This is a genomic window from Sinorhizobium sp. CB7, from assembly GCF_041357635.1.
In the GTDB taxonomy this organism is placed as follows: Bacteria; Pseudomonadota; Alphaproteobacteria; order Rhizobiales; family Rhizobiaceae; genus Rhizobium.
On record NZ_JAULLL010000005.1, the window covers coordinates 250820 to 272895 of the forward strand.

Annotated in this window: 19 protein-coding genes; 9 read left to right on the forward strand and 10 right to left on the reverse strand. The window is 59.9% G+C overall.

The window, feature by feature from the left end; translation table 11 throughout:
- The first annotated feature begins 107 nt into the window (after window positions 1-107).
- The 5 genes from AAE029_RS11985 to AAE029_RS12005 all read left to right on the forward strand — a co-directional run bounded on the left by AAE029_RS11985 (window position 108) and on the right by AAE029_RS12005 (window position 5042).
- A complete protein-coding gene (locus AAE029_RS11985) occupies window positions 108-863 on the forward strand; it encodes a hypothetical protein (RefSeq protein WP_371073065.1) in 756 nt (251 codons plus the stop codon).
- A 790-nt stretch (window positions 864-1653) separates the two neighbouring features.
- Complete coding sequence (locus AAE029_RS11990; RefSeq protein ID WP_371073066.1) at window positions 1654-1881, forward strand: aa3-type cytochrome c oxidase subunit IV; 228 nt, start codon at window positions 1654-1656, stop codon at window positions 1879-1881.
- Between the two features lie 206 nt (window positions 1882-2087).
- A complete protein-coding gene (locus AAE029_RS11995; RefSeq protein WP_371073067.1) occupies window positions 2088-3236 on the forward strand; it encodes a Re/Si-specific NAD(P)(+) transhydrogenase subunit alpha in 1149 nt (382 codons plus the stop codon).
- On the forward strand, window positions 3236-3634 hold the full coding sequence (locus tag AAE029_RS12000; RefSeq protein ID WP_371073068.1) for a proton-translocating transhydrogenase family protein: 399 nt from the start codon (window positions 3236-3238) through the stop codon (window positions 3632-3634). The genes AAE029_RS11995 and AAE029_RS12000 overlap by 1 nt, the downstream gene beginning before the upstream one ends.
- A gap of 13 nt (window positions 3635-3647) precedes the next feature.
- A complete protein-coding gene (locus tag AAE029_RS12005; RefSeq protein WP_371073069.1) occupies window positions 3648-5042 on the forward strand; it encodes an NAD(P)(+) transhydrogenase (Re/Si-specific) subunit beta in 1395 nt (464 codons plus the stop codon).
- A 111-nt stretch (window positions 5043-5153) separates the two neighbouring features.
- Here the strand turns inward: AAE029_RS12005 and AAE029_RS12010 are convergent, their stop codons facing one another.
- The 4 genes from AAE029_RS12010 to rpsU form a co-directional block, all read right to left on the reverse strand.
- Window positions 5154-5636 carry a DUF992 domain-containing protein gene (locus tag AAE029_RS12010; RefSeq protein WP_371073070.1) on the reverse strand — a complete coding sequence of 161 codons (483 nt, stop codon included), beginning with the start codon at window positions 5634-5636 and terminating at the stop codon, window positions 5154-5156.
- A 130-nt stretch (window positions 5637-5766) separates the two neighbouring features.
- A complete protein-coding gene (locus AAE029_RS12015; RefSeq protein ID WP_371073071.1) occupies window positions 5767-7422 on the reverse strand; it encodes a sensor histidine kinase in 1656 nt (551 codons plus the stop codon).
- 326 nt (window positions 7423-7748) lie between these two features.
- A complete protein-coding gene (locus AAE029_RS12020; protein WP_371073072.1) occupies window positions 7749-8660 on the reverse strand; it encodes a tetratricopeptide repeat protein in 912 nt (303 codons plus the stop codon).
- 136 nt (window positions 8661-8796) lie between these two features.
- Entirely contained in the window at window positions 8797-9009 is a 213-nt protein-coding gene (gene rpsU / locus AAE029_RS12025; protein WP_003585885.1) for a 30S ribosomal protein S21, read from the reverse strand.
- Between the two features lie 301 nt (window positions 9010-9310).
- Here rpsU and AAE029_RS12030 point away from each other — a divergent pair, with 301 nt between their 5' ends.
- The 4 genes from AAE029_RS12030 to AAE029_RS12045 all read left to right on the forward strand — a co-directional run bounded on the left by AAE029_RS12030 (window position 9311) and on the right by AAE029_RS12045 (window position 14513).
- Complete coding sequence (locus tag AAE029_RS12030; protein WP_371073073.1) at window positions 9311-10564, forward strand: sarcosine oxidase subunit beta family protein; 1254 nt, start codon at window positions 9311-9313, stop codon at window positions 10562-10564.
- Between the two features lie 76 nt (window positions 10565-10640).
- Window positions 10641-10982, forward strand: a complete 342-nt coding sequence (locus AAE029_RS12035; protein ID WP_371073074.1) for a sarcosine oxidase subunit delta — start codon at window positions 10641-10643, stop codon at window positions 10980-10982.
- Window positions 10979-13972, forward strand: a complete 2994-nt coding sequence (locus AAE029_RS12040; RefSeq protein ID WP_371073075.1) for a sarcosine oxidase subunit alpha — start codon at window positions 10979-10981, stop codon at window positions 13970-13972. The genes AAE029_RS12035 and AAE029_RS12040 overlap by 4 nt, the downstream gene beginning before the upstream one ends.
- On the forward strand, window positions 13965-14513 hold the full coding sequence (locus AAE029_RS12045) for a sarcosine oxidase subunit gamma (protein ID WP_371073076.1): 549 nt from the start codon (window positions 13965-13967) through the stop codon (window positions 14511-14513). The genes AAE029_RS12040 and AAE029_RS12045 overlap by 8 nt, the downstream gene beginning before the upstream one ends.
- A gap of 454 nt (window positions 14514-14967) precedes the next feature.
- On the opposite strand, the gene AAE029_RS12050 is transcribed toward AAE029_RS12045, so the two are convergent.
- From AAE029_RS12050 to glgC, 6 genes are all read right to left on the reverse strand, one after another.
- Window positions 14968-15138 (reverse strand): hypothetical protein, encoded by a 171-nt coding sequence (locus tag AAE029_RS12050; protein ID WP_371073077.1) that lies wholly within the window; start codon window positions 15136-15138, stop codon window positions 14968-14970.
- Between the two features lie 9 nt (window positions 15139-15147).
- A complete protein-coding gene (locus AAE029_RS12055; protein ID WP_371073078.1) occupies window positions 15148-15636 on the reverse strand; it encodes a MaoC family dehydratase in 489 nt (162 codons plus the stop codon).
- Between the two features lie 90 nt (window positions 15637-15726).
- Window positions 15727-17703, reverse strand: a complete 1977-nt coding sequence (gene glgX, locus AAE029_RS12060; RefSeq protein WP_371073079.1) for a glycogen debranching protein GlgX — start codon at window positions 17701-17703, stop codon at window positions 15727-15729.
- 11 nt (window positions 17704-17714) lie between these two features.
- Window positions 17715-19346 carry an alpha-D-glucose phosphate-specific phosphoglucomutase gene (locus AAE029_RS12065; RefSeq protein WP_371073080.1) on the reverse strand — a complete coding sequence of 544 codons (1632 nt, stop codon included), beginning with the start codon at window positions 19344-19346 and terminating at the stop codon, window positions 17715-17717.
- A gap of 4 nt (window positions 19347-19350) precedes the next feature.
- Complete coding sequence (gene glgA / locus AAE029_RS12070; protein WP_371073081.1) at window positions 19351-20790, reverse strand: glycogen synthase GlgA; 1440 nt, start codon at window positions 20788-20790, stop codon at window positions 19351-19353.
- A gap of 3 nt (window positions 20791-20793) precedes the next feature.
- Window positions 20794-22056, reverse strand: a complete 1263-nt coding sequence (glgC, locus tag AAE029_RS12075) for a glucose-1-phosphate adenylyltransferase (protein WP_371073082.1) — start codon at window positions 22054-22056, stop codon at window positions 20794-20796.
- Between the last annotated feature and the right edge of the window lie 20 nt (window positions 22057-22076).

Below are 22076 nucleotides of genomic sequence, written 5' to 3' on the forward strand. Positions count from 1 at the left end.
ATGCCATTAACCTTAACAGAAGGTTTTTGAGTAAAGTCCTCAAGAAATATTGCCTACCCCAAATGGGCGACGCATTAATAATTCATTAACCGTAACGGACGGCGGGTATGAGTTATTCAGAAAATTTACAAAGCAGCTTTTCAGACAAATTAATGTCAGTGCTCGACCATGTGGAATATCGACGGATCGAGAGTGGCGAGGATATGGAGGATGTCGCGCGCATCCGATACAAGGCCTACAAACTCGCCGATATTCTGCCGCTCAGCGGGTCCAAGCTTATCGATGATATCGATTTCGATGACCATGCCTATGTCTTCGGCGTCTACTATGACGAACGGCTGATCAGTACGGTGCGCATCCACAATATAACGCCCGACCATCGCGTCAGCTCGACCCGCTCCATATTTCCGAACGAGATCGATGCCTTGCTCGATGCCGGCCTGTCGCTGATCGATCCGGTGCGCTTTGCCGCCGATCCTGAAATCATGCGGGAAATGCCTGCGATTCCCTACCTGACGCTCAGGATCGCTATCATGGCAGCGGCCTATTTCGATTCTGACCGGGTGCTGCAACTCGTCAGCCCCCAGCATGCCGCCTTCTACCGGCGCGTTTTCTACGCGCAGGTGCTCGTGCCGCCGCAGAAGAATCGCGGCAAATACAATATCGAATTGACGCTGATGGCAACCAATACGAAAGAGGTCGGCCGCACGCTTCTTACGCGCTTTCCCTTCTTCATCTCCAATGCCAGCGAGCGGCGCCTGATGTTCTCCCGTAAGCAGAACGATACATTGCCGCCACTGACGATCGTTCCGACTGCGCGTTTTGTTCCGGCCGGTAGCCTCGGTGTAGAGCTACCTCTTTAGACCTAAAGCGTTTCAGCTTTCATGGAAACGCTAAACCGCTCTAACTTTTTGTTTTTACGCAACTCCGGACGGAAAACCGCTTCGCACTTTTCCTGAAATTGCTTAGCTGTGAGCTTTCAATCGGACACGCAGAGGACCATCGAACTCTATAATTTAAGAGCATATTCCTGCGTCCAAGTGATGTCACTTCAATGCCGTATCCACGACACTCGCGGGCGAAGATCAAGATCAGTCGTCTTCGCGCCAGGCCGAGCGGACGAACATGCCCAAGATGCACACGAGGACAAGAAGGATCACATAGACGATATACTTTATATCGAGCCCAAGGAAATTATAGGTAGTAATAAACAAAATAGCGAATAATGCTAATATAATCATATATTTCATGAAGTGACCCCAGCGAGGTTAGCGCTGTAGCGCTACAGGAATTCTCGCGCAAGCTGTTTTCTGGACACGCGAGCAACCATTCTTCGGATCCGTCGGTAGGCGCCGGTCCGAATCAGTCTCGTGTCGGCCTCACAGCTCGGAAGCGTATGGGCGCCGGCATCCGGCTTGGCCTTCCTGCCGTTGAGAAGCCGGATGAGTTCCTGGTGCAATGGCGCCGCTTGGGGCGGCCGATCACTGGCCGTCGAGAGCTGCGGCATCGTCGTGCATTGCGCTTTTGCGCCGCTTTGTGTAAGTCGTGCACTATGGAAATCGCCTTCGGGGATCGAAGGTTTTCCGTAGGGATTCAGGGTGGCCGGGCGGTATTGCCGCGATCGGCCGAGGGTAATTCAGGGGAGACAGATCTATGGCCGAACATCCGCCTACCGGACCCGTCGAGACCGGCGCGCCGATGGACTACAGGGAACATGAAAAGACCTATAACATGTTCATCAACGGCGCCAAATACGGGTCAGCAATCCTTGCCGCGCTGCTCCTTGCCATGACGGCGGGCTTTTTTGGCGGCGCCGGCTTTTTAGGCGGCTTACTTCTCTTCATCGTCTTTTCCATCATTGGCTTCTTCCTGCTGCGCTAGAGCGGGGTGATTTCAGGTCGATTCGACCTCAAATCTGAATCCGTCACTAATCAAAAGTTAGAGCGGGATGTCAGCCGAAAGCCGCGCACACTTTTCGGCTTCCCGCTTTAGCCGTTTCCGCTTGGGAAACGGACAGTAATCCCACAAGCGGGCGCCATTCCGGGAATATTCCCGTCGTGGTTTTTGTCTGACCCAGGGAGGGGCAGTTGGGTAATATTGTTTTTATCGCGAAGGAAACGGTCGCCGACGAGACGCGCGTTGCCGCTTCCGTGGAAACCGTCAGGAAAATGAGAGGCCTCGGCCTCGAGGTCGTCGTTGAGGCGGGTGCGGGTAAGCTGTCGCGCATTCCGGACACGGAATACGAGGCTGCGGGAGCTCGGATCGGTGCGACCGAGGATTTGGCATCCGCCGATGCGATCCTCAAGGTGCGCCGTCCGACGGAGGCCGAGATCGCTCACTATAAGAATGGCGCGATCGTCATTGCCACCATGGATCCCTACGGCAATGACGATGCCATCGCCGCCATGGCCCAGGCGGGATTGTCGAGCTTCGCGATGGAACTGATGCCGCGCATCACGCGCGCGCAGTCCATGGATGTTCTTTCTTCGCAGGCAAATCTCGCAGGGTACCAAGCGGTAATCGAGGCTGCCGAAGCCTATGACCGCGCCATGCCGATGATGATGACGGCCGCCGGCACTGTTCCCGCAGCAAAGGTCTTCGTCATGGGCGCCGGCGTTGCCGGCCTGCAGGCGATCGCAACCGCCCGTCGCCTCGGGGCGGCGGTTTCGGCGACCGATGTGCGACCCGCCGCCAAGGAGCAGGTTGCCTCGCTGGGCGCCAAGTTCATCGCCGTCGAGGACGAGGAGTTCAGGGCTGCCGAGACGGCCGGCGGGTACGCCAAGGAAATGTCCAGGGAATACCAGGCGAAGCAGGCGGCGCTGGTCGCCGAGCACATCTCCAAGCAGGACATCGTCATCACGACGGCGCTCATTCCGGGCCGGCCGGCGCCGAGGCTCGTCTCCCGCGAGATGCTGAGATCAATGAAGCCGGGAGCGGTTGCGGTCGATCTTGCCGTCGAGCGCGGCGGCAATATCGAGGGCGTCAAAGCCGGCAAAATTGCCGATGTCGATGGTGTCAAGGTCATCGGTTACGCCAATCTGCCGGGTCGCGTTGCCGCGAGCGCTTCGTTGCTCTACGCCAAGAACCTCGTCACCTTCCTGGAGACGATGGTGAACAAGGAGACGAAAGCACTCGCCCTCAATCTCGAGGATGAGTTGATCAAGGCGACGATGCTTACCCACGCGGGCAATGTCGTGCATCCGGCCTTTGGCGGTGCGAAGAAGGGGGATAACTGATGGCAAGTGAGGCAATGGACAAAGCGCTGCAACAGCTCGATCAGGCGGTGACGGCCGTCATGAGCGCTGCAGCACAGGCACCGGAAGCCGCGGGTGCGGCGACGGCCGGCGCGATCGATCCCTTCGTATTTCAGCTTGCAATCTTCGTGCTGTCGATCTTCGTCGGCTATTACGTCGTCTGGTCGGTGACGCCAGCTTTGCATACGCCACTGATGGCGGTCACCAACGCGATTTCCTCCGTCATCGTGGTCGGCGCGCTCCTCGCCGTCGGCATTTCGGCAAGCGGGATCGCCACCGGCTTCGGCTTCTTCGCGCTCGTGCTCGTCTCGGTCAACATCTTCGGCGGCTTCCTCGTCACCCAGCGCATGCTGGCGATGTACCGGAAGAAGGAAAAGTGAGAACGGCCGCATCATGACCAATATCGCTGCTTTCCTTTATCTTGTTTCAGGCGTGCTTTTCATCCTGGCGTTGCGTGGATTGTCGCATCCGGCCACCAGCCGCAGGGGCAATCTCTACGGCATGATCGGCATGGCCATCGCCATCGCCACGACCCTGATGCTGGGAACGCCCTCTTTCGGCGGCCTCGTGCTGATCATCCTCGGGCTCGCCATCGGAGGCGGGGCGGGGGCCTATATCGCCCGCGTCATCCCGATGACCTCCATGCCGCAGCTCGTCGCCGGATTTCATTCTCTGGTCGGCCTTGCTGCCGTGCTGGTCGCGGCGGCCGCACTCTATGCGCCGGCCTCCTTCGGCATCGGTCAGAACGGATCGATCCACACCGAAGCGCGCATAGAAATGGCCATCGGGGTCGCGATCGGCGCCCTGACCTTCACCGGTTCGATCATCGCCTTCCTGAAGCTCGACGGGCGCATGTCCGGCAAGCCGATCCTGCTGCCCTACCGGCACTTCATCAATATCGCCCTGCTGGCGCTGATCGTGCTTTTCATCGCCGGGCTCGCGGTGACAGAAAGCCACTTCGACTTCTGGGCCGTCGTGGTGCTTGCGCTTGCTCTCGGTGTCCTGTTGATCGTCCCGATCGGCGGCGCGGACATGCCGGTCGTCGTGTCGATGCTGAATTCCTACTCCGGCTGGGCGGCCGCAGGCATCGGCTTTACGCTCGGCAATCTGGCGCTGATCATCACCGGCGCGCTGGTCGGCTCTTCGGGTGCCATTCTCTCCTACATCATGTGCAAGGGGATGAACCGATCCTTCATTTCGGTCATTCTTGGCGGCTTTGGCGGCGAGATCTCTTCCGGGCCTGCCGATCATGTCGACCGCACGGTCAAGCTCGGTTCGGCGGAGGACGCCGCCTATCTGATGGCCAATGCCTCGAAGGTGGTCATCGTGCCAGGGTACGGCATGGCGGTGGCGCAGGCGCAGCATGCGGTGCGCGAGATGGCCGACAGGCTGAAGGCGCACGGCGTCGAGGTGAAATATGCGATCCATCCCGTGGCGGGCCGCATGCCGGGTCATATGAACGTGCTGCTCGCCGAGGCGAACGTGCCCTATGACGAGGTCTTCGAGCTCGAGGACATCAATTCGGAGTTCGCGCAGGCCGACGTCGCCTATGTCATCGGCGCCAACGACGTCACCAATCCTGCGGCACGTGACGACAAGACCTCGCCGATCTACGGCATGCCAATCCTCGACGTCGACAGGGCAAAGACCTGCCTCTTCGTCAAGCGTTCGCTCGGTTCCGGCTATGCCGGCATCGACAATACGCTCTTCTACAAGGATGGCACGATGATGCTGCTTGGCGACGCCAAGAAGATGACCGAGGAAATCGTCAAGGCGATGGCGGATTAAGCGTCTCGCTCCAGAGCCACATTCCTTACGTCCCGGCCGTTGGCCGGGACGGATTTCTTTTGAGGCTTACCGATCGAATGCTTCCATCGATCCGCAGGCGTCACGATCGGATCAGATTTCGCCCGGTGCCAGCGTCATCTTGTCGACGCCGACGGCGATGTTGAGGCCTTCCTGTATCTGTACATTGAGCGGCTGCAGCATGAAGGCCTTGTTGGTGCCGCCTGCGATCACCTTGGCACCGGCGCCGGCCGCGAAGCTGGCATCGGCACCGACACCGAAATATTCTCCGGCGAGCGCATATTCGCTGACCGGCGTTCCAGTCTTGGCGAGAACCTGCCATATCATGACGCTCTTGCCCGTCTGACCGATATCGAGACCGAACTTTTCGACCTTGCCGGCATAGATAGCGACCGGTCCGCCGCCTGCCGGCGTATAGGTGCAGGTAAGGTTCTTCTGAGAGGTGAAGACGAACCCGGTGCCGCCTTCCGATCCGCAGACAAGCCGACCAAGGGCCACGTAATTGTCCGCGCCCGCCGGCGAAGCCCACGCTGCTGCGGCCGCGACGGTCGCCGCGATCATCGAGTGTTTCAGCATGATCTTTCCTCCTTTGGTGTCTCTATCGGAAACGGGCGCCCTCTTTGAATGTTCCGGCGCGCGATCGAAGAACGCCTGCCGAACGAGGCTGAGACATGCCGAAAAAGAGGAATTTCAACAACTTTCCGGGCTACTTTTTCCCGAGCGCGCTGCGTGGCGCCGTCAGAATCCATACGAGTCCTTCCGGCAGAAAGTCGATCTGCACGGTTCCGCTGAAGGCGGCGGCCGCATGGGTCTTGATGACGGTGGTACCAAAACCGGTGCGCGACGGCGTCTCGACCAGTGGTCCGTTGCTTTCCGTCCAACTCAATCGGATCATCGGTTCGCTGCCGTCTTCCTGAACATCCTGCCAGGTGATGCGGACACGTCCTTCGGACACGGAGAGGGCGCCGTATTTGATCGAATTCGTTGCCAATTCGTGCAGCGCCAGTCCGAGATTTTGGACTGCCTCCGGCTTGAGCAGGAAATCGCGACCTTCGATTTCTATCTGTTCGGCCGATTCCGGAAAGGCTGCGAGATGGATGTCTATGACGCGACAGAGCGAGGCGCCAGCCCACTGTTCACGGGTCAGAATCTCGATGGAGCGCGCCAGTCCTTCAAGGCGATCGGTGACGGCAGCCTGAAACTGATCGACGGTTTCGGCCTGCTTACCGAGCTGACGGGTCATGGCCTGGGCGAGGGTCAAAAGGTTCTTTGTCCGATGCACGAGTTCGTGCATGACGAAATGCAGGCGATCTTCAGTCTGGCTTCGATCGAATGACGCATTGGAAAGCGCCACCGCCACCTGGTTGGCCTCGATAACGCTCGTTTCGATCGGTGCGACAATCTCGCCCTGGCCGAGCCGGTCGGCCATGTCGGCGATGCTGCGGATGGTCGAGCGCACCTGTCGGGCGACGATATAGGCGGCGAAGATCGCGATGGCCAGCAGCGCAAGACCGCCATAGATCAGGAAGCGCCATGTGCTCATGATCGATGCCTGGGCGGAAGCAACCGGTCCCCAGACGACCGTCTTCCACGACCAGCCGGGGATTTGAGCATAGGCCAGCAAACCCTGGGGCAGGATCTTCTGATCTTCGAAGACACCGCGCGAGGCGATCAGATGTGGGAGGATTTGCGGGTTAAAAGGGGCACCCTGCTCCATCGTCGCGGGGCCGCTTGCGGCCACCACGTGGCCGGAGCTGTCGAGAATCGCCGCGGACCATCCCGGTGCCAGGTTCTCGTTCGCGACGATCGAACTGAGCTGCTGTGCGTCCTGGGTCACGATCAGCGCAGCACCGGCGGGAGACGAACCCATCGGAAGCGCGACGTTGAAAACCCACCTCTTGCCGATGGTGTCGACAAAGACGTCGGAAGCTTCGATCCTGCCCGACTTCAATGCCGACTGCAGTGCGGGAATGTTCGCCATCTTGCCGAGCGGGCTTCCATAAGGAAGCCTTGTGTTCAGCTTCTGATTGCCGTCCTCATCGACCAGGAGGACAAAGAGTGAATCCGATCTCAGCACCGTTTCCGTTCGCGCATGAAAGCCGGCCATGTCTCCCTGCTCCAGTTCGGGAGACGTGGAAAGCAGGCGCAGCGTCGTCGCCATGTCCTGGAGCTGCCTGTCGACGCCGCGGGCAAGTGCTACGGCATCCTGCACCGTGTCCCCTTTCAGCGCATCGCGCTGGTTGTTCTCGAGCTGCAGCAGGAGCAGGGCAACGAAGGCAAAGATCGGCAGCGCGATGGCAACAGCCATCGCGATCAGATATGCGCCGATCGGCGCCTTGGGAAATAGCCGCAGTCTTTTCATCCGCACCTTCAGTGTGCGCGACAGACGGAATGCGGCCGCGGCAGCCGGCTTTCGCCGGCATCAACAAAGCCAAGAGGAAGAGTTTTCGCCGTCATGCCGAACGCCCCCACATAACTCAAGATAGCCTGCTATTGATGTCAGATATGTTAGGGATCGCTGCAAACACTTGCAATATCTGAAAATTTCACGCGCCGCCAATTCATAGTCATTGTTGCATGTCTGCCCTTGCAGGCGGTGGATCGCGGCTTGTGATCGCAGGTCGAACGAAATGCCGATGACCGGAGAGTTCCCGTTGGACGGACACGGTCGGTGTCCGCCTTTCCCGGTCAGCCGGCGTTGACGCTGGCAGTATTGGTGGTCGGAGCGGCGCCGCGCGTGCGGGCGAGGCCGTCCTTTGCCGGCTGATATTTCGGATCAAGGCCGACGGCATGCGCATAGGAGCGCGCAGCCTTTGCCATGTCGCCGCGCCGTTCATAGACGAGCGCCTGGTTGGCCCAGGATTCGGCAATCTTGTCGTTCAGCTCGATCGCGTGATTGAAGTCAGCGAAGGCGTTCTCATCGTCGTTCGTGGCGATATAGGAGATACCGCGGCCGTTATAGGGTTCGGGCGAATTCGGCGAGAGGGAGATCGCCTTGGAGAAGTCGTCGATCGCCTGCGCCTGCTGGTTGCGCTTCTGATAGAGCAGGCCGCGATTGTGATAGGCGCGGCCATCCGTCGTTCCGAGTTGGATAGCCTTGCTGAAATCGTTGAAGGCATCGTTGTCGCGGCCGGCAAGGCGATAGACATTGCCGCGGCCGATATAGGCAACATCGTAGTTCGGATTGATCTGCAGTGCTGCATTGTAGTCGGCGACGGCTTCGTTCTGCTTGCCCATGTTGCGATAGACGAGGGCACGGTTGGCATAGGCCTGATAGAAGCGCGGATTGAGTTGAATCGCCTGATTGAAATCCGCAAGTGCGCGGCTGAACTCACCGGCGCGGCCATAAGCCGAGCCGCGGACGTTGTAGCCTTCGGGATTCTGCGGATTGGCGTTAATGACCGAGGTCAGGGACGCAATATTCTCTTCCGAGCCCTGAGCCTTGTCGATGCGGATCACGGCATCGGTCGTATTGCTCTGGCATCCCGCCAGACTGAAGGCGGTAAGTACGGCCAGAACCGGAAGAACGGCAATGCGGCTCTTCGCACGATAAGGGGTCATGTTCGAAGAGTGCGTGGATTGAAATGTCGTGACGGCCATTCGGGCTTGCTTCCCCATGCATCATGTCTGATTTCGCCACCCGCCAAGCTGCGCGGCAAATCAAAAAAGGCGGCGGCGAACGACTCGCCCCCGCCAGACATACATCCGAAAACGTCGAAAAAACGACGGATCGCGATTAGCGTGCAACCAGGCCTTCGCGCTGTGCGCGCTTGCGAGCCAGCTTGCGAACACGTCGAACAGCTTCCGCCTTTTCGCGCGCACGCTTCTGCGACGGCTTTTCATAGTAGTCGCGCATCTTCATTTCGCGGAAAATACCTTCGCGCTGCATCTTCTTCTTGAGAGCGCGGAGAGCCTGGTCGACATTGTTATCGCGGACTAGTACCTGCACGTGAATCCCGTTCCTTTGGTTTTGAGTTGTCCTCGCCTCCGGAAACAAGCGGTCAGAGGCGAAAAGAATAACGTTCGCGAGGCCTGTGACCTTGCGATTGGTAGAGCGGGATAACAGATCGGCTCGTCAAAGTCCATATCGGAGTTTGCCTTTGGGGGAGAAAAGTGCGCTCGCCGCCGTCTATCTATTCAGTGTCGAAAGACGCGCTTCAATGCGTCGCAAAAGAAACGTTGTGTCGGAAATCGATTTGCGATTTGTATTGCCCCATCCGATGAGGCTTTCCTTGAGGAGTTGAAGGCGAATGCGCAAATACTCGGTCTTTGCTGTGGTCCGCGAGGCCATGCGTGGCCATAAGGGCTGGGAGCTCCAATGGACCTCGCCCGAACCCCGGAAAGAATATGATGTCATCATTGTCGGGGCCGGCGGGCACGGGCTGGGTGCTGCCTATTACCTTGCCAAGGAACACGGCATCACCAATGTCGCCGTCCTGGAAAGGGGCTGGCTCGGCGGTGGCAATACCGGCCGAAACACGACCATCATCCGGTCGAACTATCTCTATGAAGAGAGCATGCACATCTATGAGCATTCCATGAAGCTCTGGGAAGGGCTGTCACAGGATCTCAACTACAATGTCATGTATTCGCCGCGCGGCGTGATGATGCTCTCGCACAATATTCACGACCAGCAGTCGCTGAAGCGGCACATTCACGCCAACCGGCTCTACGGCATCGACAATGAGTGGCTGACGCCGGAACAGGCGAAAGCCTATTGCCCGCCGCTCGACATTTCAAAAACGGCACGATACCCGATCAACGGCGCGGCCCTGCAGCGGCGCGGCGGCACGGCACGGCACGACGCCGTCGCCTGGGGTTTTGCCCGGGCAGCCTCGGACCGCGGCGTGCATATCATCCAGAATTGTGAGGTGACGGGCATCCGCCGCGGGCCGGACGGGCGTGTGACCGGCGTCGACACCACGCGCGGCTTCATCGGCGCGAAAAAGATCGGCGTGTCGGCCGCCGGCCACACCAGCGTCATCATGCAGATGGCGGGTGTGCGCGTGCCGCTGCAATCGAGCCCGTTGCAGGCGCTCGTTTCCGAGCCGCTGAAGCCGATCTTTCCCTGCGTCGTCATGTCGAACACGGTGCATGCCTATATCTCGCAGTCCGACAAGGGCGAACTCGTTATCGGCGCCGGAACGGATCAATACAATTCCTATTCCCAGACCGGAGGGCTGCAGATCATCACGCATACGCTCGATGCCATCTGCGAACTCTTCCCGATGTTCCGGCGCGTCAAGATGATGCGCTCCTGGGGCGGCATCGTCGACAATACGCCGGACCGTTCGGCGATCCAGTCGAAAACACCGGTTCCGGGCCTCTATGTCAATTGCGGCTGGGGAACGGGCGGCTTCAAGGCAACGCCGGGTTCGGCAAATCTCTTCGCGCATCTGATCGCCCGCGACGAGCCGCACAAATTCAATGCGGGTCTGACGCTGGAGCGCTTCCGGACCGGCCGTCTGATCGACGAGGCAGCGGCTGCGGCGGTGGCGCACTGATGCTTGCGGCCGTTCTCCTCATGATCAACCTTCCGGGACGGATGTCACCGGATCAGAGTTCCAAGACGGGTAAGACATGCTGCTGATCTATTGCCCATACTGCCAGGAAGAGCGCTCCGAGCTCGAATTCCGCAATGCCGGGGACGCTCACATTGTGCGGCCCGCGGACATCGCTTCGATCTCGGATGAGGCGTTTGAGGAATTCTTCTTCCTGCGCGACAACCCCAAGGGGCTAATCTTCGAGCGCTGGCGCCATATCCACGGCTGCGGACGCTTCTTCAACGCCGCGCGCGATACAGTCAGTGACAAATTTCTTTCGACATACAAGGCGGGCGAGCCGAAACCCGATCTCAATCCCAGTCCCGTGACGAGCGCCGAAATCGAGACCTATGAGGCTCTGGAAGGAGAGGCGCAATGAGCGGCGCAAATCGTATCGCCGGCAAGGGACGCCTGACGCCCGCCCGGACCGCCCGGTTCACCTTTGACGGCAAGAGCTATACGGCGCTCGAGGGCGATACCGTCGCCTCAGCACTGCTTGCCAACGGCATTCACCTTGTCGGCCGTTCGTTCAAGTATCACCGGCCGCGCGGAATCCTTTCCGCCGGTGCCGAAGAGCCGAATGCGCTGCTCGATATTTCCCGCGATTCCGCGCGCAAGCAGCCGAATGTGCGCGCGACCGTGCAGGAGGTCTTCGATGGCATGATCGTAAAATCGCAGAACCGTTGGCCGACGCTCGCTTTCGATGCCGGCAGCGTCAACGATCTGCTCTCGCCCTTTTTCGCCGCCGGCTTCTACTACAAGACCTTCATGTGGCCGAGAAAGGCGTGGAAACATGTCTACGAACCCTTCATCCGCCGGGCCGCCGGTCTCGGCGTAGCTCCGACGGAGGACGATCCCGACCATTATGCCAGCCGTTTCGCCCATTGTGACGTGCTTGTCGTCGGCGCCGGCATTTCCGGCCTCTGCGCGGCACTCGCAGCAGCCGAAGCAGGCGCCAAGGTCATCCTCTGCGATGAGCAATCGGAGGCGGGCGGCGCGCTACGCTTTGACGCCGGCGTGAGGATCGACGGCATCGATGGCTATGACTGGGTTCAGAAGACGGTCACCAGGCTGAAGGCGATGACCAATGTGCAGGTGCTGATCCGCACGACCGCCTTCGGCTACTACAATCACAATTTTATCGGACTCGCCGAGCGCGTCACCGATCATCTGGCAAGGCCCGGCCGCGATCTCCCGCGCGAACGGCTGTGGCAGGTCCGCGCCAAACGGGTGATTCTCGCGACCGGTGCTATCGAGCGCCATATGGTGTTCCCGAACAATGACCGCCCAGGCATCATGCTCGCCTCGGCCGCGCGGATGTATCTCAATCATTATGGCGTTGCCGTCGGCGCCAAGGTCGGCGTCTATACCGCTCATGACTCGGCCTATGAGGCCGCTTTCGATCTGAAGAGGGCGGGTGTGGCGATTGCCGCGATCGTTGATTGCCGCCAGAAGCCGGGCGAGGCGGTCTTTGCAGAAGCCCGCTCGCTTGGGATCGAGGTGCTCGCCGGTCATTCGGTGATCAACACCGCCGGCCGGCTGCGGATCTCCTCGATGAGTGTTGTCCGCAACGGCGGCGGTTCGGCGCGCAAGATCGCGGTCGACGCGATGCTCGTTTCGGCGGGCTGGACGCCGTCGGTGCATCTCTTCTCGCAATCGCGCGGCAAGGTGAAGTTCGATGCCGAGAGCCAGCGCTTCCTGCCCGGAACCTATGTGCAGGATTGCCTCTCCGTCGGGGCTTGCAATGGTACGGATGGGTTGCAGGAGACGATAGAGGAATCACTTGCCGCCGGCGAACTGACGGCGCAGGCCGTCGGAAAGGCCGCGGGCAGTAAGATAGCGCTTTCCGGTGAACAGGCTTTCACCTGGACCGGGGGCATGATCGGCAGCGGTGAAGGCGCAGGGCCAGAGGTGAATTCCAAGGCCTTTGTCGATTTCCAGCATGATGTCTGCGCCAAGGATATCCGGCTTGCCGTGCGAGAGGGCATGCACTCGATCGAACATATCAAGCGCTTCACGACGAACGGCATGGCGTCCGACCAGGGCAAGCTTTCCAACATGCACGGGCTTGCCATCGCCGCCGATATGCTCGGGCGCGAGATTCCGCATGTGGGGCTCACGACCTTCCGCGCGCCCTACACGCCGGTAACTTACGGCACGCTGATCAGTCATTCGCGCGGCGAGCTCTTTGATCCTGCGCGCAAGACGCCGATCCATCCTTGGGAAGAGGCGCATGGCGCGGTCTTCGAGGATGTCGGCAACTGGAAGCGTGCCTGGTTCTATCCAAGGGCCGGCGAAACCATGCATCAGGCGGTCAACCGCGAATGCCGGACCGTGCGCGAGGCTGCCGGGGTTTTCGATGCGTCCACGCTCGGCAAGATCGAGGTGGTCGGGCCGGATGCCGCCGAATTCCTCAATCTGATCTACACGAACGCCTGGGACACACTGAAGCCCGGGCGCTGCCGCTATGGTATCATGCTACGCGAGGATGGATTCGTCTATGACGACGGCGTCGTCGGACGCCTGGCGGAAGATCGCTTCCATGTGACGACCACGACCGGCGGCGCGCCGCGTGTGCTCAACCATATGGAAGACTATCTGCAGACGGAATTTCCGCATCTGAAGGTATGGCTGACCTCGGCGACCGAACAATGGGCGGTGATCGCCGTTCAGGGGCCGAAGGCGCGCGAGATCGTCGCGCCGCTGGTTGAGGGACTGGATATTTCCAATGAGTCCTTCCCCCATATGAGTGTGGCGGAATGCAAGGTTTGCGGCGTGCCGGCGCGGCTTTTCCGTGTTTCCTTCACCGGCGAGATAGGCTTTGAGATCAACGTGCCCGCTGATTATGGCCAGTCCGTCTGGGAAGCCGTTTGGGCGCGTGCCGAACCACTCGGCGCCTGCGCCTACGGCACCGAGACGATGCATGTGCTGCGCGCTGAGAAGGGCTATATCATTGTCGGCCAGGATACGGATGGCACAGTCACGCCTGACGATGCCGGTCTCTCCTGGGCGGTCTCGAAGAAAAAGGCCGACTTCGTCGGCATTCGCGGCCTCAAGCGACCTGATCTCATCAGGGAGGGGCGCAAGCAACTCGTCGGCCTCGTCACCCGCGAGCCGAACGTGGTCCTGGAGGAGGGGGCGCAGATTGTCGTAAGTCCGAGCGAGCCGAAACCGATGACCATGCTTGGCCATGTCACGTCATCCTATTGGTCGGAAAATCTCGGCCGTTCGATCGCCTTTGCGCTGATTGCAGACGGCAGAGCGCGCGTTGGCCGGACGCTCTATGTGCCGATGCCCGACAAGACGATCGCGGTCGAGGTGACTGACACCGTGTTCTTTGACAAGGAAGGAGGCCGCATCAATGGCTGATTCGGCAATTCGCATTCTGCCGCTTTCGGGCCGTCACGGCGGCTCGGTCGCAGTGCGCCTCACGCCCGCCGCCCCGGCGAGCCGGGTCTCGCTCAGAGCGCCCGAAGGGTCGATCGCCGCCCTTTCGACAACGCTCGGCTTGACATTGCCGGCTACGCCGAAGACATCTGGCAGATCCGATGGGCGCTCGGCCCTCTGGCTCGGTCCGGACGAATGGCTGGTGATAGACGAATCGGGCGCCGACTTGATGGCGATGCTTGCAAGTTGCGGCGCGCTGCATTCGGCGACGGATGTTTCCCATCGCAACACGGCGATCATCGTCTCCGGTCCCGGTGCGGAAGCAACGCTTTCGGCCGGCTGCCCGCAGGATCTTTCGCTGGAGGTCTTTCCCATCGGTGCCTGCTCACGCACCGTCTTCGGCAAAGTGGAGATCGTGCTGCTCAGGACGGAGGATGACACGTTCCGGGTCGAATGCTGGCGGTCCTTCTCGGACTATGCCTTCAGCCTGCTTGCCGAGGCCGCGCAGGACGCGGCGCACTGATCGTTCTTGCTTTTGGCGTGACACGGCGGCCTCGCCAAATCTCGCGAGCCAGATCATTCCTGCTTTCAGTCTCGGCGCCGAAGAGTGCGGTGTTCTCGGCACCCTATCTCCGAAGCAAGCAGCAACGCGCCAGGTTCATCTCGCTCGACCGGCGCGGCATGCTGCAGAGCTGTTGGAAGGAATAAACGAACTGCTGCCGCAAGGCAGGTGATCAGGCGTGCCAACGATTTCGGGCGATATCGGCGGTCGAGTCGCTCTGTAGGCTGCCCGCTTGTCTATTTGCCAGGTTTGATGCGGTGTTTACGCAATTCGCGCTCATGCAAGAGCACAGCAAGATAGCCGATTGCGGCTACGATTGCCGGAAGCACCACCGAGACGAAAAACCATGAGTTCATGGGATCAGCCTTTTGAGAGTACGTCTCGCCAAATAATGTAGGAAAAGGGCGACTAAAAGCTAAGTCAGAATATAAATTCCCACCTGCAATCCAGACAGGGTTGCGAAATTGCCGATATTATAAACCAGACCAGCTATCGGGGTGGCAATTCCAACCGTGAAGCAGGCTGTCGAAGCGCGATCAAGTGCATTGGCGAGGAGCTTCGTCTGTTCGTTATCGATGAGGGACACTTCTCGACCTCATTCCCCCTCGGGGCGATCCTTCGGATCAAATTGCGTGATCGTAATCCAGGTCGCGGTGAGAGCCGGTTTCTTCTCGCCTTCGATTTCGATCGAGACTTCGTAGGTCAGCATCATCATGCCCGCGCCGCGGAAACGGGCGTCCGTGAGCATGAAGTGTCCGCGCACGCGCGCGCCGGCTTTTACCGGTGACATGAAGCGGACCTTGTCGAAACCGTAATTGATGCCCATCGTCTGTTCGCGGATCTTCGGCAGACCGTTGTAGTTCATCGCCGACAGCAGCGAGAGTGTCAGGAAGCCATGGGCGATGGTGCCGCCGAAAGGAGATTCCGCCTTGGCGCGCTCGGGGTCGACATGGATGAATTGATGATCGTCGGTTGCATGTGCGAAGGCATCGATCATCGTTTGATCGACAGTAATCCAGTCGGACAAGCCGGTTTCCGTTCCGACCAGGTTCTTCACATCCGAAAGCGAAATCTCCCCAGCCATGATTCCCTCTTGAAAAAGTCGTCGCTATCAATGCCTTACATGGCATTTGTGACGAATGCGACAAGGAAAGGAACAGTTGGAAGGTGAAGATTAATTTTCAATGAGGAAATGGACGGAGCGGGCCGGCACAACGGCCGGCTCAGCAACCTTTCCGGGTTTTGCGGCGTCGAGCAGATGCCATCCCGCCGTTTTGGACGGCGGCAGCTTGAAGGCTTGTTCCCTATCGGCCCTGTTGAACAGGATGGCGAGACGCGTCCGACGTCCTGTATCCCTATCCTCGGTTGCCGTGACCATGGCAAGCGCTGAAAGGGACGGCGTTTCCCATTCGCTGACCGTCATCGCCGCGCCTTCGGGCGAGAGCCATTCAATGTCGCCATTGCCGGAAAAGAACCCGAGTTCGGAAAAGACGGAGAAACGCCGGCGAACGGCGGAGAGAAATGCCGTATGCGCGACGAGATCTCTGTCGAGTGCCGTCCAATCCAGCCAGGTGATGTCGTTGTCCTGGCAATAGGCGTTATTGTTGCCGCGCTGCGTGCGCCCGCCCTCGTCGCCGGCTGTCAGCATGATCGTGCCGCGCGTGGCAAAAAGGGTGGAAAGCAGTGCCATGACGTCACTTCGCCGTTTGTTCAAAATGGCCTGATCGCTGGTCGGGCCTTCCGCACCGTTGTTCCAGGTGAAGTTTTCATTGTGTCCGTCGCGATTTTCCTCACCATTGGCCTCGTTGTGCTTGTGGGAGTAGGAAACCACGTCCTTCAGCGTGAAGCCGTCATGGGCGGCAAGAAAATTGACGCTGCGGGTCTGCTGCGCGCCATGCCTGGAAAAGGTGTCCGACGAGCCGGCGAGCGCGGTGGCGAGACGTCCGGTCCCGTAGTCGTCGCCGCGCCAATATCGGCGAACATCATCGCGGACCCGATCGTTCCATTCCAGAAAGGGCGAAGGAAAATTGCCAAGCTGATAGCCGCCCGGACCGATATCCCAAGGCTCGGCGATCATGATGCGGCCGGTGAGAATATCGTCGGAGAGCATGGCGCGCAGCGTCGCGCTGTCAGGATCGAAACCGTTCTCTCTACGGCCGATGACCGGCGCCAGATCGAAGCGGAAGCCGTCGACGCCGGCATTCAGAACGAAGTGGCGCAGGCTGTCGAGGATGAGCCGGCGGATATAGGGGTGGTCGCAGTCAACCGTATTGCCGGTGCCGGTATCGTTGACGAGCTCTCCCGGGCGGCCGGGTTGATGGCGGTAGAAGGAGAGATTGTCGAGGCCACGTAGGGAGAGGGTGCTGCCGTAGCGGTCGCTTTCGCCGGTATGGTTGAAAACGAGATCAAGGATGACGGCTATGCCTTCGGCGTGGAATGCGGCGACGGTGTCGCGAAGCTCCGCCATTCCGCCCGGCACGATGCGCGGATCCAGCGCCATGAAAGCGATCGGATTGTAGCCCCAGCCATTGGTGAGGCCGAGAGGCGGCAGATGACGCTCGTCGATCCAGGCGATGATCGGCATCAGCTCTACGGCATCGACGCCGATATGCTTCAGATGAGCGATAACGGCCGAATGGGCAAGAGCCGCGACCGTGCCACGTTTTTCCTCCGGCACATGGGGATGGAGCATGGTGAAGGGCCTGACGGCCACTTCGTAGATAAAGCCACCGGGCTTGAAGAGCGAGCCTTGGATTTTCAGCGGCGCATCGCGCGTGACGATCGCCTTCGGGACCAGATCCGCCGTCTCTTCTCCATGGATGCCGAGCCGGCGGTCGTAGCGGAAGGGCCTGTCCAACGCTTTGGCATAGGGGTCGACCAGCAGCTTCGACGGGTCGAACCACAACCCATTATCGGGTGCATAGATTCCGTCGGCGCGGTAGCCGTAGCGGGCCCCTTCCTTCAGTCCATCGACGAAGAGCCGGTAGACATGTTCGTCGTCCCGCTCCATCTGCAGGCGGCAGTATTCCGTGTCTCCGGCTTCATCAAACAGGCACAGGTCGATCTGGGTGGCATGCTGCGACCACACGGCGAAATCAACGCCGGTGTCAAAAATAGTGGCTCCGCCCTGTCCCAACCCGCTCCTTCCCATGTGCATCCGGGTCAGGTTATGACCGTCGGCGCATCACGGCCGGTGCGGCTACGGATTTCGGCGATCGTTTCCGCGGCGGCGATCAGATCGGCGAGCGCTTCCTGCGTGTCGAGATTATGGCGGGTGGAATCCGGTTCGTATCGTTCGATGTAGACGCGCAGCGTCGCGCCGCTGGTCCCCGTGCCGGAAAGGCGGAAGACGACACGTGAGCCGCCTTCAAACAGGACGCGGACCCCCTGATGCTCGCTTACCGATTTGTCGACCGGATCATGATAGGCGAAATCGTCGGCGGTCGCGACGGTGAGATCACCGAAACGGGTACCCGGCAGGCTCGGCAGCTTCGCGCGGAGCGCCGCGATCAGACCGTTTGCAGCATCGGTATCGACACCCTCGTAGTCGTGACGGGAATAATAGTTGCGGCCATAGGCGGCCCAGTGCTGGCTGACGATGTCGGCAACGCTCTCGCCGCGCATGGCCAGGATGTTGAGCCAGAGCAGCACGGCCCAGAGCCCATCCTTCTCGCGGACATGGTTGGAGCCGGTGCCGGCGCTCTCCTCGCCGCAGATGGTGGCAAGGCCGGCATCGAGGAGATTGCCGAAGAACTTCCAGCCCGTCGGCGTCTCATAAAGCGCAACGCCGCGTTTTTCGGCGACGCGGTCGGCCGCACCGCTCGTCGGCATGGAGCGGGCGATACCGGCGATGCCGCTGGAATAGCCGGGCGCGAGGTTGGCGTTGGCCGCAAGGATTGCCAGGCTGTCCGACGGGGTCACGTAGATCCCCTTGCCGATAATCAGGTTGCGGTCGCCGTCACCGTCCGAAGCAGCGCCGAAATCCGGGGCATCGTCGCCCATCATCTCGTCGTAGAGTTCCTTGGCATGGACAAGATTGGGATCTGGATGATGGCCGCCGAAATCCGGCAGCGGCATGAAATTGCGCACGGAACCGGAAGGGGCGCCAAGGCGGTTCTCGAAGATTTCCTTGGCGTAGGGGCCGGTGACGGCGCTCATGGCGTCGAAACAGATGCGGAAGCCGAGGCTGATCAGATTGCGGATGGCGCTGAAGTCGAAGAGTTCTTCCATCAGCGCGGCGTAGTCCTCGACCGAATCGATGACCGAAAGGATCATGCCGCCCGGCAGCTCTTCCTTGCCGATGCGATCGAGGTTGACATCCGGGAAGTCGGCGATCTTGTAGCTGTCGATCACCTTTGAGCGGGCGAAGATCGCGTCGGTGATTTTTTCCGGCGCCGGGCCGCCATTGCCGATATTGTACTTGATGCCGAAGTCTTCGGTGGGGCCGCCGGGATTGTGGCTGGCCGACAGGATGATGCCGCCGAACGCCTTGTACTTGCGGATGATATGGGAGGCGGCCGGCGTCGAGAGAATGCCGCCTCTACCGACCATCACCTTGCCGAAACCATTGGCCGCGGCCATCTTGACGGCCTTCTGGATGACTTCCCGATTGTAGTAGCGACCGTCACCACCGATCACCAGGCACTTGCCCTGGTAGCCTTCCAGCGAATCGAAGATCGACTGGATGAAATTCTCGGCGTAATTTTCCTGCTGGAATACCGGAACCTTCTTCCTGAGGCCCGAAGTGCCCGGTTTCTGATCCTGATAGGGTTTGGTTGGGATGGACTTGATCATGATATCACATGCCTTTCGAGACGAGGCTTGAATAGAGGGCGGCATAACGTTCGGCGCTCTTCTCCCAGGAGACATCCGTTTTCATGCCCTGCTTTTGCATCTGGGTCCAGAGCTTTTGATCTTCGAAAAGGCGCATTGCACGGCGAACGGCCTGTAGCAAAGCTTCTTGCGTGACCGGAGCAAATTGTATACCCGTCGCCACCTTTGCCGAAAGGGCCGCGTGATTCGCATCAATGACGGTGTCGTTCAATCCCCCGGTGCGGGCGACGATCGGCACGCATCCATATCGGAGGCCGTAAAGCTGCGTCAGCCCGCAGGGTTCGAAGCGAGAGGGGATGATGATGGCGTCCGAACCGGCCTGCATCAAATGAGACAAAGGCTCGTTATAGCCGACCGAAACCCCGATCCGACCGGGATGATGCGCAGCGGCGGAAAGCAGGGCGCCCTCCAGGGCGGCGTCGCCGGAGCCAAGGATCGCGAGCTTGCCGCCCATGGCAACGATATCACCCACGATTGCGGCTAGGAGGTCCATGCCCTTCTGCCAGGTCAGGCGGCTGATCACGCAGAATATCGGCGCTGCGTCGTCGTCCAGGTGGAAGTGATTGGACAGATCCTTGCGGTTTTGCGTCCGGTTCCTGAGCGCGCCTCCGTTGTAGTTGTGGATGTGCTGATCCGTGGCGGGATTCCAGATGTCGGCATCGATGCCATTGACGATGCCGTAGAGGCTGTCGATTCGGTTCGCGATCACGCCTTCGAGCCCCATGCCGAAGGCGGATGTCTGGATTTCCTCGGCATAGGACGGACTGACGGTGGTCAACACATGAGATGTCTGCAGGCCGCCCTTGAGAAAGCCGACATCGCCGTAATATTCGATGCCTTCCACCGAGAAGGCATGCGGCGGCAGGCGCAGTCCCGGGAAGATGTCGGCGCCGAACTGCCCCTGGAAGGAGATGTTGTGAATGGTCAGCACGCTCGGCAGTTCCGGGGTCGGGTAGTAGCGCATGTAGACCGGCACCATTGCTGTCTGCCAGTCGTGCACGTGCACGAGATCCGGCCGCCAGCCCGGCAGCAGGCCGGCGGCGATTTCAGCGCCTGCTAGGGAAAGCGCCGCAAAGCGGCGCCAATTGTCGGGGTAATCCTTTCCAAGTGCGTCGACATAGGGGCCGCCGGGTCTGTCGTAATAGCTCGGCGCGTCGAGGACGAGCAGGTCGAGCCCTTCGTGTTCAGCCTCGAGGACGGTTGCCGGCGCGCCGAGCAGATCATCGAAAAAGAGACGGGGGACAGGGTTGCGCAGCGCCTGCAGCACGCGCGGATATCCCGGCATGAGCGTCTTCGTTTCGATATTATAGGGATTAAGAGCAACGGGCAGGGCGCCGGCCACATCGGCTAGGCCCCCTGTCTTTATCAGGGGGAAGACTTCGGACGAAACCGAAAGAACTTTCATATTTTAAGTATCCAATTTGTCGATCATCGTCTGCGTAATCAGGCAAATACCATTTTCAGTGCGGCGGAAGCGTTTGGCATCGAGCTCGGGATCCTCTCCGACCACCAGGCCTTCGGGGATGGTGACGCCGTGATCGATCACCACATTCTTAAGCTGAGCGCGCCGGCCGATCTTGACTTCCGGCAGGATGACAGCGCCCTCGAGCCGGGAATAGGAATTAGCGCGGACGCCCGTAAACAAAAGGCTTCTATAAAGACTTGCGCCGGAAATGATGCAATCACCGGCGACGACTGAAGAGACGGCCGAGCCGCGGCGGTCCTCATCGTCATGGACGAACTTGGCGGGCGGTGTGATCTCCGCATAGGTCCAGATCGGCCAGGACTTGTCATAGATGTCGAAATCGGGGACGACGTCGGTCAGGTCGATATTGGCCTGCCAGTAGGCATCGACCGTGCCGACATCGCGCCAATAGGGCTCACGCTCGAAATCGGAGCGGACGCAGGACTGGCCGAAGCGATGGGCGACCGCCTTACCGTTCCTGACGATGTAGGGAATGATATCCTTGCCGAAGTCGCGGCTCGAATTGGGATCGGCCGCATCGCGGCGCAGGCAGTCGAGCAGAAAGCGGGTATGAAAGACATAGATGCCCATCGACGCCAACGCGAATTCCGGCTTGTCCGGAATGCCCGGCGGATCTGCCGGTTTTTCGACGAAGTCGATGATGCGGTCCTTGTCGTCGACATGCATGACGCCGAAGCCGGTTGCCTCCATGCGCGGCACTTCCAGGCAGCCGATCGTGACGTCGGCGCCGGAATCGACATGCTGCTGCAGCATCCATTCATAGTCCATCTTGTAGACATGGTCGCCGGCGAGGATGACCATGTATTCCGGGCCATAGGGCTCGATGATGTCGATGTTCTGGTAAACAGCGTCAGCCGTTCCTTCGTACCATTGCGTTTCCGAAACGCGCTGGCTTGCCGGCAGGATGTCGAAACTCTCATTACGCTCTGGCCGGAAGAAGTTCCAGCCGCGCTGCAGATGGCGAATGAGTGAATGCGCCTTGTATTGCGTGGCGACACCGATGCGGCGGATACCGGAGTTGAGTGCGTTGGACAGGGCGAAATCGATGATTCTGGCCTTGCCGCCGAAATAGACTGCAGGTTTGGCGCGCCGGTCGGTCAGTTCCTTCAGGCGGCTCCCCCTGCCGCCGGCGAGAACGTAGGCCATGGCATCACGGGCAAGCGGTTGAACGCGTTTTTCTACCATTTTATTCCTCCCCTTACAGA